This window comes from Camelimonas fluminis, from assembly GCF_014656355.1.
GTDB classification, from domain to species: domain Bacteria; phylum Pseudomonadota; class Alphaproteobacteria; order Rhizobiales; family Beijerinckiaceae; genus Camelimonas; species Camelimonas fluminis.
Window position 1 is genome coordinate 106,510 of sequence record NZ_BNCG01000002.1, and the last position, 12,477, is coordinate 118,986.

14 protein-coding genes are annotated in these 12,477 nt (G+C 65.6%); all 14 read left to right on the forward strand.

Annotated elements, in window-relative coordinates; genetic code table 11:
- Window positions 1-226: 226 nt before the first annotated feature.
- Entirely contained in the window at window positions 227-991 is a 765-nt protein-coding gene (locus IE243_RS03845; protein WP_191318031.1) for a hypothetical protein, read from the forward strand.
- Window positions 992-1,226: 235 nt separating this feature from the next.
- Complete coding sequence (locus IE243_RS03850; RefSeq protein WP_244642742.1) at window positions 1,227-1,805, forward strand: hypothetical protein; 579 nt, start codon at window positions 1,227-1,229, stop codon at window positions 1,803-1,805.
- A gap of 184 nt (window positions 1,806-1,989) precedes the next feature.
- Complete coding sequence (locus IE243_RS03855; protein WP_191318032.1) at window positions 1,990-2,553, forward strand: ArsR family transcriptional regulator; 564 nt, start codon at window positions 1,990-1,992, stop codon at window positions 2,551-2,553.
- The gene (locus IE243_RS03860; RefSeq protein WP_191318033.1) at window positions 2,550-4,655 is read left to right on the forward strand and encodes a terminase gpA endonuclease subunit; all 2,106 of its coding nucleotides are present in this window, start codon (window positions 2,550-2,552) and stop codon (window positions 4,653-4,655) included. Before IE243_RS03855 ends, IE243_RS03860 begins: the two co-directional genes overlap by 4 nt.
- 7 nt (window positions 4,656-4,662) lie before the next feature.
- Entirely contained in the window at window positions 4,663-4,869 is a 207-nt protein-coding gene (locus IE243_RS03865) for a phage head-tail joining protein (RefSeq protein ID WP_191318034.1), read from the forward strand.
- Window positions 4,870-4,872: 3 nt separating this feature from the next.
- Window positions 4,873-6,399 (forward strand): phage portal protein, encoded by a 1,527-nt coding sequence (locus IE243_RS03870; RefSeq protein ID WP_191318035.1) that lies wholly within the window; start codon window positions 4,873-4,875, stop codon window positions 6,397-6,399.
- The gene (locus IE243_RS03875; protein ID WP_191318036.1) at window positions 6,389-8,386 is read left to right on the forward strand and encodes a prohead protease/major capsid protein fusion protein; all 1,998 of its coding nucleotides are present in this window, start codon (window positions 6,389-6,391) and stop codon (window positions 8,384-8,386) included. Before IE243_RS03870 ends, IE243_RS03875 begins: the two co-directional genes overlap by 11 nt.
- A 59-nt stretch (window positions 8,387-8,445) precedes the next feature.
- A complete protein-coding gene (locus IE243_RS03880; protein ID WP_191318037.1) occupies window positions 8,446-8,769 on the forward strand; it encodes a DUF2190 family protein in 324 nt (107 codons plus the stop codon).
- Window position 8,770: 1 nt separating this feature from the next.
- Window positions 8,771-9,163 carry a hypothetical protein gene (locus IE243_RS03885; RefSeq protein ID WP_191318038.1) on the forward strand — a complete coding sequence of 131 codons (393 nt, stop codon included), beginning with the start codon at window positions 8,771-8,773 and terminating at the stop codon, window positions 9,161-9,163.
- Window positions 9,164-9,165: 2 nt separating this feature from the next.
- The gene (locus IE243_RS03890) at window positions 9,166-9,834 is read left to right on the forward strand and encodes a hypothetical protein (protein ID WP_191318039.1); all 669 of its coding nucleotides are present in this window, start codon (window positions 9,166-9,168) and stop codon (window positions 9,832-9,834) included.
- 19 nt (window positions 9,835-9,853) lie between these two features.
- Entirely contained in the window at window positions 9,854-10,051 is a 198-nt protein-coding gene (locus tag IE243_RS03895; RefSeq protein WP_191318040.1) for a DUF2635 domain-containing protein, read from the forward strand.
- A gap of 15 nt (window positions 10,052-10,066) precedes the next feature.
- Window positions 10,067-11,572 carry a hypothetical protein gene (locus IE243_RS03900; RefSeq protein WP_191318041.1) on the forward strand — a complete coding sequence of 502 codons (1,506 nt, stop codon included), beginning with the start codon at window positions 10,067-10,069 and terminating at the stop codon, window positions 11,570-11,572.
- A 58-nt stretch (window positions 11,573-11,630) separates the two neighbouring features.
- Window positions 11,631-12,002 (forward strand): hypothetical protein, encoded by a 372-nt coding sequence (locus IE243_RS03905; protein ID WP_191318042.1) that lies wholly within the window; start codon window positions 11,631-11,633, stop codon window positions 12,000-12,002.
- Between the two features lie 28 nt (window positions 12,003-12,030).
- Window positions 12,031-12,399 carry a phage tail assembly protein gene (locus tag IE243_RS03910; RefSeq protein WP_191318043.1) on the forward strand — a complete coding sequence of 123 codons (369 nt, stop codon included), beginning with the start codon at window positions 12,031-12,033 and terminating at the stop codon, window positions 12,397-12,399.
- Window positions 12,400-12,477: the final 78 nt, after the last annotated feature.

A 12,477-nucleotide genomic window follows, 5' to 3' on the forward strand; every position in this document is an offset into this window, starting at 1 on the left:
GGTTGCGGGCGTTGCGCGAGGGTTGCGAGGGTTGCGCGCGCCTATACATAAGCAACCGGGGTTACGGGGTGTAATTATCAGTCGTTTTTATACGCACTATAGACCTTAACCCTCGCAACCCTCGCAAACACAAATCAAACTACTGAAATAAAACACAAATTTGAGCGCGAGGGTTGCTTGACGTCTATCGCATAACCCTCGCAACCATCGCACAGGGGCAAATGGCATGGCCAAGACCACAATCGACATCGAGGCGTTGCTCCACTGGGCCTATGGCGTGCAACGGGTTGACCGCTGGGCGGCGCAGGCTGATCGCGATCTGGCCGGGCCCTCGCTGTCATCCAGCGACATGGCCGGCGTCGCGGCGCTGGGCGTGCGGGTGCAGTCCAGCGGGCGCTGGCTGACCAGCATGGGGGCCAAGATCGCCGACGACGCGGTGACCGTGCATGACGCGGTGCTGGCGCTGGACGACATGTTTTGCGAGACGCAGCGCGATGGCGCGGTGCGGATCTGGCTGCGGGATGAGATCGTCGCCGCCGGCATGGACGTGCGCAATACCGCCCACGGCCCGGCCCTTGTGTGCGTCTCTGCCCTCTCCGGCCGCGTGGATTGGTCGGATGCGCGCCCGGTCAGCAAGGCGGTGACGTCGGTGCTGGTGATCCAGCATGCGCGCATCACCGAGCGGCCGGAGTGCTATGCGGATGTGCGGCGTCCGGCTTCGCGACCCGCCTCCTCTGGCGGCGTCGATGCCCATGGTCGCAAGCGCGCGGTGCGGTCCGGCCCGTCGTGGGAGAGCGTGATTGCAGCGCGCGCCGAATACCATGTCTGGCACTGCGCCCTGTCCGCACTGGCCGCCAAGCTGGCTGATCGCCTCGCGTTTTATTCGCCGCAACCGCCCTCCGCACCTGCGTCGCCGTGGATTCGTGATCGCCGCCCGGGACAAAACAGCCCTTCCCGCACAAAAGTCAGCGGCGATATTTCACATACATAACAATAACTTACAACATGCTTGACACGCTCACCCCATTGACGCATATTCCTCCACAGACAAATACGTCCAAATCACCCCGCCGGAGCGATCCGGGCGGGGTTTTTTGTTGGCCGGGAGGCAGCGATGTGACCGGAGCCAATTTGATGCTGGCAGCCATCCTGCTCGCTGGCGTTGTCATGAGCGTTGCCGGCATCCTGACCGTCGCCAGCAGGTATGACCAAACCATGGTGTTGCGGTGATCGAGATCAAGGTTGACGCCGCCGACTACCTGCGGCTGGGCAACATGATCGCCGCCGCGGGCAGTAAGGCCCCAGATGCCCTGCGGCGGGCAGTCAACCACACGGGCGAGCGGGCCAAAACCCAGATGACGCGGTCTTTGACCGCCCAGACGGGCCTCAAGCGGCAGGTCATCGTGCGCGCCCTCAAGGCCAACAAGGCCTATTCCGGCGGCCCAACGGGCGGCGGTAGCGGCTCATACGTGATCGCCGTCAAGGGCGGCAACGTCTCGCTCAAATTCTTTTTCGCCCGTGAGACGCGGCGCGGCGTATCGGCCGCCCCCTGGAACAGCCGCCGGGTTTTTCCCAGCGTGTTTCTCAAGGGCGGACGCTTTCCGGGGCGCAAAGCGCTGTCGCTCGGCGGCCACGCCTACAAGCGCGCCGCTGGCGGTCGGCTCCCGATCGCCCGGGAGAAGTCGGGGCTTTTCATCCCCGAGGAGATGGTCGCCGGTGCGACGCGCAATGCGTTCTTCGACACCGTCCGCGCCCGCCTCCCCGACCGCCTCGCCCACGAGCTTGCCCGCCTGTTCGGCGGGTGACCTGCCCTCCTGTGAAACATTCATCGCGCCCGATGTTTCACGGGAGGGTGGCGGGTCCCTCCCGACCCCCATGGGGTCCGGTCGGGCAGGAAGCGCCCGGGATTTCGTCAGTTAACCACCTCAAAAATCAGGGCTAACGGTGCTAACGATCGACCAAACAGGGGCTAACACACCACGAACGGTGATGATGACCCTGGCCGATCTCGCACGCCGCGATGGGGTGTCCAAGCCCACCGTATCCGCCAAGGTCAAGCGGCTCTGCCAGCAGCATGGTCTTGAAGTTGAGCGCGATCATCTGGGCCGGGTGAGCGCCATCAACGTGGCGCACTACGACAGCCTGCTTGAACGGACCTCCGACCCATCAAAGGCGCAAGGGCCGCAGCGGGCAGCGCCCATCTCACTGCTGCCGCCGGGGGAAGACTCATACGATGAGGCCCTGCGGAAAAAGACGGTCTACGAGGGCGAGCGCAAGCGCATCGATCTGGAGCGCCAGAAAGGCAATCTGGTCGAGGTCGCCCGCGTCGCCGATGCGGCGGTGACGTGCGCAACCACGATCACGCGCACAATCGACCGGTTGCCCAACGCCGCCGACGATATCGCCGCCGCAGTCGCCCGTGACGGCGCCCACGGCGTGCGGGTGCTTCTCAAGACCATCGCCGCCAAGATGCGCGCTGACGTTGCCGACGCCCTTGCCGGGCTGTCTGGCGGCGCGAACCCAGACGAGCCGGAGCCGGACGAACCAGAATGAGCGGATATGCGGATGCGCTGGCGCTGATCGCCGAGACGATCGCCGGCGCCGTCCGTCCGCAGCCGCCAGTGCCTGTCAGCCAGTGGCTGGCAAGCAACCTTGTCCTGGTAGACGGACCCAATGCCGGAGAGTTGTGGAGCCCGGACGGCGCCCCGTATCTGGCGGAGATCGCCGACCTGCTGTCGGACGATCACCCGTGCAATCTGGTGACTATCCGCAAGAGCCAGCAGACAGGCGCGTCAATCCTCGCTCTTGGCTGGTGCCTGTACGTCGCCGCCCGCGAGCCGGCCAACATGCTCTACGCCGTGCCGGGCCTCGACGCCTTGCGCGACCTCAACGGCCAAAAGCTTGGACCGCTGATCGACGCCTGGCACAACCATCTCGCCCGCCAGCGCCCACGGCGCGGGCCGGTGATCCAGCCGCAGACGTCACGCTCTGGCGTCGGCAGCACCACGTTCGAGAAAAAATTCGTCGGCGGATACATGGCGCTGGCCAACGCCAACGCCGCCATGGACCTGTCGTCCAAGACGGTCAAAAAGGGCGTCAAGGATGAGATGTCCAAATGGCAGGACATCCCCGGATTTGGCGACCCGGAGACACTGTTCTTTGGGCGTTTCACAGCATTCCGTCGGACGCGCGACTACAAGATCCTCGAGATCTCGACGCCCGAGGAGGACAGCGGCGACGAGCTGGGCGAAGGCCCCAACCATTGCCGCATCGACCGGTCATTCCGCCGATCGGATCAGCGTTACTGGCATCTGGCCTGCCCGGAGTGCGGATGTGAGCAGACATGGACGCACAAGCCGACGATCTCGACGCGCGACCTCGCCAGCGGCGATGCCGCCGTTGGCAAAGGCGGGGTGTTTTTGGTCGATCTGGATCACCCGCACAAATCGGTGCTGGTGTGTGCGGGCTGCGGCCATCTGATCAGCGAGCCGGAGCGGGTCGCCATGGTGCGCGCCGGACGCTGGATCCCGACAGCGACTGAGCCTGACCGCCACCACGGCTATCACCTCGACGCCTACATCTCGCTGATGATGAGCCTTGAGGCGATGGGCGAGGACTGGCGCAACATGCAGCGCGCCGGGACCGAGAAGGCCGAGAAGGACTACAGCAATCTGGTGCTCGGCCTGCCGTACCGCTATCGCGGCGACGCCCCGGACCACATGCGGCTGATGGAGCGCCGCGAGGACTACCCGCGCGGCAAGGTGCCGGCAGGCGCGCTGATGATCACCGCGTTTTGCGACGTACAGCACTCGGGCATCTTCTTCGAGGTAGTTGCCTGGGCGCCGGATCGCGCGTCGTGGACCATCGACGTCGGCTTTTTGACTGGCGACACGACGGACCATAGGCGCGGCGCATGGGCGTCTCTGGCCGAGGTGTACGAGCGGACCTACGAAACGCGCTGGGGACAGCGGATGCAGGCGGACGCGTTTGGCGTCGACGCCGGTGACGCCTCAGGCGGCCGGGCCAATCAGGTCTATGCCTGGTGCGCCGCCCGCATCAACGCCTACGCCATGAAGGGGCAGGATGGCTGGGCGACCCCGGCCATCTCCTCGCAGGCCAAGCCTGTCGATATCGATCTTGACGGCCGCGTACAAAAAAACGGCGCGCAGCTATGGCGCACCGGCACCTGGCCCCTCAAGCGCGAGTTTTACGACAATTTGCGCAAGGGGATGATGGGCGACAACGGCGTGGTGGATTACCCGCCCGGCTTTTGTCACTTCGGCCTCTGGCTCGATGAGGTGTATTTCAAGCAAATCACCTCTGAATACCTGCAGGACACTATCGTTCGCGGTAAGGTCACCGGGCGCAAATGGGCAAAGCGCGGCGAAAACCACTACCTGGACTGCCGCATCGGCAACATGGCGCTGGCAGAACATCTCGGCCTCACCGCCATGTCGGAGGATGACTGGCGCACCCTCGCCCGCGCCCGTCAGGCGCCTGACGACATGCTCACGCCGGACTTGTTTGCTCCGGAGCCCATCAAGGCGCGGGCAGCCGCGCCGCCACCACAATCGCCAGAGCCGCCGCCCCCGCCGCCGGATGATCCGGGTGACGGCGGCTGGATCGCGCCGCGCAGCAACTGGTTTGACCGCTGAGGACGCCATGGCCACCTGGTCGCAATCGGATATCGACAACCTCAAAAAGGCCATCGCCGAGGGCGTGCTTGAGGTGCGCTTTGCCGATGGCCGGCAGGTCCGCTACCGCTCGCTCAAGGAGATGCGCGAAACGCTCGACATGATGGAGGACGAGGTCAACCCGTCCGCTGCCCCCCGCCAGATGGCGACATTTGCCGTCCACTACCGGGATTGATCCATGCATCCTATCGACTGGCTGGTGTCGCAGGTCTCGCCTGCGGCAGGGCTGCGCCGTGCTCATGCCCGATCGGTGCTGGCCGAGTTGCGCTCCTACGAGGGGGCAAAGCTTGGGCGCCGCACCCAGGGCTGGCACGCGCCGGGCGGCACCGCCAATGACGCCATCCGGGGCAGCCTGCCCCGTCTCGTCAATCGCAGCCGCGATGTCATGCGCAATACCTGGTGGGGGCCACGGATCAAATCCACCTTTGTCAGCCACGCGGTTGGCTCTGGCATCACGCCAACGGTCAAGACCGGGGCCAAGAGCGCGAGCAAAGATGCAACCCGCCGCGCCATCCGCGTCTGGAATGACTGGGCGAAGGAGTGCGACGCCGAGGGGCAGCTCGATATCAACGGCCTGATCGCCCTTGCGGCGGGCACGATCATCGAGTCCGGCGAGGTGCTGATCCGCCGCCGCCCTACTGGACATACGCGCGGCAAGGTCCCCTTGCGTCTCCAGTTGATCGAAGGCGATCAGTTGGACACGTCGCGCACCGGGCCACTTACCGATCAGGGCATTGATTTTGCCGCTGACGGCGGGCGGTCGGGTTATTGGCTACTGCCGTACAATCCCGGGCGCATGATGATGGGCATGGCGCGAGGTGCATCGGCCAGGGTCCCGGCCAATGACGTGCTGCACGTCTACCGTAAGGATCGAATCGGTCAGGCGCGTGGCGTGCCTTGGGTCGCGCCCGTGCTGCTCAAGGGTCGCGATATCGCCGACCTCGAGGAGGCGGTGATCGTAAAGGCCAAGGTGGAGGCCTGCCTCACGGTCTTTGTCAAGCGCGCTGCTGGCAGCACCGCACATCTGGCGCAAACGGTTACAGACCCAAGGGCAGCAGCGCCGGCTGCCGGGCGTCGGAAGTTAGAAAATCTCGCCCCCGGCATGATCAATTACCTTGACCAGGATGAGGACATCAACGCCGTCACCCCGTCGTCGTCGCTGGCCTTCGACTCGGTGCAAGTCAACAACTGGATGACCCTCGCCGCGGGCGCTGGCATCACCTACGACCAGCTCACCGGCGATCTGAGGCAGGCCAACTACTCCAGCCTGCGCGCCGGAAAAATCGAGTTCCGGCGGCTGATCGAGCAGTTCCAGTGGCTGACGCTGACGCCGATGCTACTGGACAAGATCTGGCAATGGTTTGTCGACGCCGCCCAAGACGCTGGCGTGTTGCCGCGCCGGGCGGGCGGATATCCAGTCGAGTGGATCATGCCGGCGGTCGAGCCCATCGACCCGCTCAAGGATTTGCAGGCTGACATCCTCGCAGTCCGTAGTGGTCGCATGACCTGGTCGCAGTTTGTGGCCAGTTGGGGCGTCGACCCCGATGACCAGCTCGATGAGATCGAGCGCTGGCTCAAGGATCTAGACGCCCGTGAAGTTGTGCTCGACGCCGATCCCCGGCGCGGCGCCGGCGGCGTCAAGGGCGCGGCCAAGTCCGACGCCAAACCCCAGACAGATGATGAGGACTTAGCCAATGCCGCCTGAAACTCCAGGCGCGCTGCCGATGCAGACGCGCGCATTGCCCATCGGCGGATCGGCGGTCAATGCCGAGACGCGCACCGTCCGGGTGGTGTTTTCGACAGGCGCTTCGGTCCGGCGCATGCGCTGGACCGGGTGGGATACAGCTGTGCCCTTTGACGAGGTACTGGAGGTCAGCGCCCGGGCCGTGGATCTGACCCGGATGAACGCCGGTGGCCCGGTGCTCGATAGCCACTCCACCTGGTCGACAGGGTCGCAGGTCGCCGTGGTTGAGCGGGCATGGATTGCCGGCGGCGAGGCGCTCGCCGAAATCCGCTTCCCGGCGGCGGGCATTGATGAGCGCGCCGACCGGATGTTTGGCCTCGTCTCCGAGGGCATCATCCGCAACGTGTCGGTGGGTTACTCCATCGATCAGGCCCGGGTCATAGAGGCCGAAAAGCGCGGTGAGGTTGAAAAGCGCATCGTTGAGCGCTGGACCCCGCACGAGATCAGCTTTGTCACCGTCCCCGCCGACGCTGGCGCGCAAGTGCGCTCCGGCGCCGGCGACGCTGTCACCTATCCCCTCACCGTTACGCGGGCTGCGGCCCCAACTCAGGAGATCAGCATGCCAGAGGCTGCTGCGGCCGCAAACGGCCAGACCACCGAAACTACGACCCCGGAGACCCGCGCCGCGCCGGTCGCTACGCCTCCGGCCCCCGTCGCGCCGGCCCCGATCGCTGACGATACCAGCGCCCGCGCCGTCGAGATCATCACGCTCGCCGAGCGCCACGCCATGCCTCAGGGGTGGGCGGCTGAGCAGATCCGCGCTGGCGCCACGCTCGACGCCGTGCGCACGATCGTGCTCAACACCGTCGCCGAGCGAGCCACCGCAACGCAGATCAATACCCGCGTCCAAGTGCTCACCGACGAGGTCGACACGATCCGAGCGGCCGTCGAAAACGCGCTGATGCACCGCGTTGCTCCGGGCAGCACCCAGCTTGATGATGCAGCCCGCCAGTGGCGCGGCATGACGCTGATGGAGATGGGGCGCACATACCTTGAGGAGACCACCGGCGCGAGGATGCGCGGCCTTGATCGCCTGAGCCTCGCCGCCCGCATCCTCGGCATGCAGTCTCGCGCCGCTGGCGGCATGTCGACCTCTGATTTTCCGGAGCTGCTGGGCAACGTCGTTTCCCGGCGGTTGCGGGGGGCCTATGCGGCCGCCCCGCAGAATTGGCGCGTGTTCTCGCGGCAGTCCAATGCAAGCGATTTTCGTGAGCGCGCCATCGTCCAGCTGTCCAATCTCCCCGAACTCAAGCTGGTGCGCGAGGGCGGCGAGTACGAGTATGCGGCGCTCTCCGAGGGCGTGGAAAAGTATGCGCTGGCAACCTACGGCCGCATCGTGCCGATCACCCGCCAGGCGCTCATCAACGACGATCTCGGAGCTTTCGATCGGCTCGCAACCATGATTGGGCGTGCTGCCGCCGAGGCTGAGGCAAAGTCGGTTTGGGCTATCCTCACCGGCAACGCCGTGATGGGCGACGGCAAAGCGCTGTTCCACGCCGATCATGGGAACTTGGCTGGATCCGGCGCTGCAATCTCGGTGACATCTCTCAACGCCGGCCGCGCCGCGATGCGCAAGCAAAAGGGCTTTGGGGCTGATGCGGAGCCGCTGAATATCAGCCCCGAATACCTCATCGTCGGCCCGGACAAAGAGACGGAGGCCCAGCAGTTTCTCGCCAGCATCGTCGCCACCAAGGCTGGCGACGTGAACGTCTTTGCCAACTCGCTCAAGCTGGTGGTCGAGGCGCGTCTTACGGGCAACGCCTGGTATCTCGCCGCCAGCCCGGACCTGATTGACACGATCGAGTACGCCTACCTCGAGGGCGCCGAAGGCGTCCACACCGAGGAGCGCACCGGCTGGGAGATCGACGGCCTCCAGATCAAGGGCCGCCTCGACTTTGCCGCGAAAGCAATCGACTGGCGCGGTTTTTACAAAAACCCCGGCGCCTGATCTGACCCGGGCCGCCTGAAGGCCCGCCTCACCACATATCCCGACATCGGAGCAACCCCATGAAAAACATGGTGCAACGCGGTCATTCTATGACCGTGACGGCGACGGCTGCCGTCAAATCAGGCGACCTTGTCCTGTCCGGTCTCGTGCCAGGCATCGCCTACACGGACGCAGCCAACGGCGAGGAGTTTGAGGCGGCGACGGATGGCGTCTTTGACCTGCCAAAGGCGGCGGGCGCCATTACGATCGGCGCCAAGGTCTACTTTGACGCCGCGGCCAAGAACGTCACCACCACAGCCAGCGGCAACACTGCCATCGGCCACGCCTGGGCCGCCGCCGCCGCTGGCGCCGCCAGCGTGCCCGTCAAGCTGGCGGCGCTCTGACGTGACCATCTTTGACCGGCTCGCCTCCAAAACCGACAGCGTATTTTTGCGGCACGGCGGCGAGCCGGTGATCATCCGCCCCATGGTCCCCGCCCGGGGCGCAAGGGTTGTCGCCGGCACAGATCCGGAGCGCGGCCCGGACGTCGAGACGACAGGCGTCCTGACGCTGGAGGCCCGCGTCGCCGGCCGGTCGCCGGTGATGGAGGCGGAGGAGACGGCCCGCCGCCCCGGCGCGCAGTCCGATCGTTGGATTTTGTCGCTGCCGTCCGGCTCGCTGCCCTGGCTCCCCAAGGTCGGCGATCTGGTCACCCGCGTCCGCAATGGTCAGGTGCTCAAGGTGGCGTCAGACGCCGCCCAGGATGAGACCTGGCTGCGCATTACCCTGTCTGGATAGATATGCTCGCCCAGCTTGTCCTGCGCCGCGCCGCCCTCGCCGCCATTTGCCCCCCAGCCTCCATCGGCGGCGTGTGGCCGACGCTGGCGCAGGACAGGGTTTTTGACAGTCGCCTCGACGGATATGACAAGTTTGTCGCCGACGAGCCGCGCATCGCCATTGTCATCTACACCGAGGAGATGAGGTCGCAGCCGGGGTCGACCGTCAACGGCCAGCCACACACGCCGACCATCCAGCTCATCCTGCAGGTTACGGCCCGGCAGATTGTCGGCCATGACGATGAGGTGTCTCTGGACACGCCGTGGTCAGATCCGCTGCTCGAGGCCGCGATTGACACCACGTGCAGCCAGATCCTGCATCGCCTGATCGTCAAACCTCATGCGGCTTTTTTCCAGGCGCGCAGCAAAGTGACGGACCAGAGCAGCGAGCCATACCGCGAGTCGGAGGGCGGCTCGCCCCTCGCCGCCCGGGCCATCATCCTCAGTTGCCAGATGCCGCGTGATTACGGATCGCCCGCCTGGGCGCGCAAGGTCGCAGCGCTGCTGCCGGACGGCGACGCCGGCCGCCAGATCATCGAGGCCGCAGCCGCCGCGCTTGAGGCGACCATGGCCCTCGACATCCAGACGCCGCTGACCGGCGTCGACATCACCAAGGTCACGCCGATCGGCTGACCGTCGCTGGAGCACCCCCATGGAGATCTACGTCAAGCCCGCGCCGGAGCGCCGGGTGCGCGTCCCTGCGCGCGCTTACGCCGTCCTGCCGCCGGGAGGCGACAGCCTGCCGCGCGACGCCTGGCTGATCCGTCGCCTCGCCGCTGGCGACCTTGTCGAGGCGACCAACCCCAACAGCGAGCCGGCGGCAACGCCTGCGCCCGCCCCGAAAAAGTAACCGGAGCCGCTGCCCATGGCCGTGTCCTTTAATCAGATCCCCGCCTCGCTCCGGGTCCCCGGTATGCGGGTGGAGGTCAACAGCGGTGAGCGGCCCTATCAGGGCCAGTCCCGCATCCTTTTTATCGCGCCCAAGCTCGCCGCCGGCAAAGCGCCAGCCGGCGTGCCGATCCGTCTGCCGTCCAATCCCATCGAGGCGTTCGGCACGGGGTCCATCGCTGCCGAGGTCGCGTTGCTGGCCCGCCGTCAGTCCGCAGTCTACGAGATGTGGTTTTTGCCGGTAGCTGATCCGTCCGGTACGGCAGGGGCGCAGACGGTCACCGTCAACAGCGTGCCAGCAGCTGGGGCGTATCCGTTGTGGGTGCATGGTCGCCGTCGCAGCATTACGGTTGCCGGCGCCGACACCACGGCGACTCTCGCCGGCAAGATCGCAGCCGCGATCCAGTCGCCCTATTATCTGTCAGGCCTGCCCACGGCGATAACCCCGCCGGTCACCGCGGCGGCAGCAACCAACGTCGTCACCATCACCGACCGGCACAAGGGCGTGATCACCGGCACGGATAGCCGCGTCGACTTTGCGCTCTATGACGAGACGTCGGCGCTCGCCGCCGCCGTGACGGTCGGGGCGGTCACCGCCGGCACAGGCGCGCCGGATCTTGCCTTGGCCCTCGCGGCGCTCGGCGATACCGAGATCGACTGGTACGGCTGCGTCTTTGACGATTCCGCCAGCATCGATGCGCTCAGTGATTTTGTCACCGCCCGCTGGGACCCGATGTCGATGCAGTACGGCCTGGCCGTGTTTGCGCGGCAGGATGCGTATGGCGCCCTCGCCGCCGCTGGCGGCGCCATGAACGATCGGGCGCGCATCCTCATCGGCCAGTACGACAGCCCGGACAGCAAGTGGGCCATCCTGGCTCAATGCACGGCCGGACTCGCCGAATATTATGATCTGGGCGCCACCCTCACCGAGGCGCAACGGCTGGCGAGACCGTGCAACGGCCGCATCTTGCGCGATCTCAACCCGCCCAGATCCGGCGGCAATGCCTTTGACACGTCGGAGCGCAACGCCCTGTATTATGACGGCGTCTCGCCGCTGACCTGCACGGCTGACGGCAAGGTGACGTTTGAGCGGGTGATCACGACGTATCAGCATGACGATCAGGGCATGGACGATATCAACTATCTCGATATCAACTACCCGCTGATCGACATCTACACCGTCCGCTACACCGCCAACTATGTCTGGGGTGTCCACGCCAACACCTCGGCGGCCGGCGATACGGAGCCGTATCACCCGGCCCAGTCGCGCCCCAAGGATGTGCGCGCCAGCTTTGGCCACGCGCTCAGCAAGCTGCGCAACGAGGCGCACATCCTCGAGGACATCGACGGCATGCTCAAGCGGCTGGTGGTCGAGCGCTCCAGCGACCCGACCCGCATCAATGCCGAGATGTCCATTGACCGGGTCAACCCGCTGCACGTGCTGGCGGTCAACGTCCAGGCGTCCGCCCAGTTCCAGTCCTGATGCTCCGCCGGCGTGAGCCGGCCGCTCCCCTATCCAGACATCGCCCCGGAGATACCCGATGCAAACCTTTGGCGAGTGCAGTTTCAAGCTCGGCGGGCGGTCATACACCGCCCGCGCCTCCGCCGAGTTGACCAATGTCGGCCTGGAGACCGCCGTCGAGGGCAACATCGACGGCACTGTCTACCAGACCGCCAAGACCAAACCGTCGGTCATCAAGCTGGATCTCGAGGATCCGCTCGAGGGCACGTTTACTGCGGCAGACATGGTGACGCCGCAGGACGTGACCTTTGTCGAGGAGCATCGCGGCGTGACGCACCTCTACACCGCCGCCAAGGCGATCGGTGAGCCGCAATATGCCCCCGACAGTGGCGCGATCACCAACATCAGCTTTGGCTGTCAGCGCGCCAACTATCGCCGCGTCGGCAGCTGACGCGCATACATATTAAGGAGTCCGCGCCGTGGCTGACGCCGTCGTCAAACTCACCAAACCGATCACCACCCACAAGGGCGCGGTCACTGAACTGCGCTTTCGGGAGCCGACATTTGCCGAGCTGCGCCAGTTCGGCGAGCCGTACTCCCGCGCCTTTGGCAAAGACGGCGTTGTGATCAGCCGCATCAGCTATGACGTGGTCAACGACTATGCCCGGGCTCTTGTGCAGGGCGTTGAGCCGCTATTGCTCGACCAGTGCAGCGCCCGCGACGGCGTCGCCATCGGTGATGTCATCATCGGTTTTTTCTCCGCGCCGGCGGCAGGGCCGGCGCCGAGCAACGAGCTGCCGAACTCGTCTTTGAACTCGGATGGGACGCCGCCTCTGTCGATCGGATGACGCCGTCTGATCTGGTCTGGTGGCACAGCCAGGCGGTCAAGCATTTCGAAAAGCGCAAACGTCGCCGGTAACGAGAGG

Coding starts and splice junctions, on each gene's coding strand:
- IE243_RS03880 (WP_191318037.1), top strand. CDS start 8,446: ATGAAAAACATGGTGCAACGCGGTCATTCTATGACCGTGACGGCGACG.
- IE243_RS03860 (WP_191318033.1), top strand. CDS start 2,550: ATGAGCGGATATGCGGATGCGCTGGCGCTGATCGCCGAGACGATCGCC.
- IE243_RS03900 (WP_191318041.1), top strand. CDS start 10,067: ATGGCCGTGTCCTTTAATCAGATCCCCGCCTCGCTCCGGGTCCCCGGT.
- IE243_RS03855 (WP_191318032.1), top strand. CDS start 1,990: ATGATGACCCTGGCCGATCTCGCACGCCGCGATGGGGTGTCCAAGCCC.
- IE243_RS03870 (WP_191318035.1), top strand. CDS start 4,873: ATGCATCCTATCGACTGGCTGGTGTCGCAGGTCTCGCCTGCGGCAGGG.
- IE243_RS03875 (WP_191318036.1), top strand. CDS start 6,389: ATGCCGCCTGAAACTCCAGGCGCGCTGCCGATGCAGACGCGCGCATTG.
- IE243_RS03845 (WP_191318031.1), top strand. CDS start 227: ATGGCCAAGACCACAATCGACATCGAGGCGTTGCTCCACTGGGCCTAT.
- IE243_RS03905 (WP_191318042.1), top strand. CDS start 11,631: ATGCAAACCTTTGGCGAGTGCAGTTTCAAGCTCGGCGGGCGGTCATAC.
- IE243_RS03890 (WP_191318039.1), top strand. CDS start 9,166: ATGCTCGCCCAGCTTGTCCTGCGCCGCGCCGCCCTCGCCGCCATTTGC.
- IE243_RS03865 (WP_191318034.1), top strand. CDS start 4,663: ATGGCCACCTGGTCGCAATCGGATATCGACAACCTCAAAAAGGCCATC.
- IE243_RS03895 (WP_191318040.1), top strand. CDS start 9,854: ATGGAGATCTACGTCAAGCCCGCGCCGGAGCGCCGGGTGCGCGTCCCT.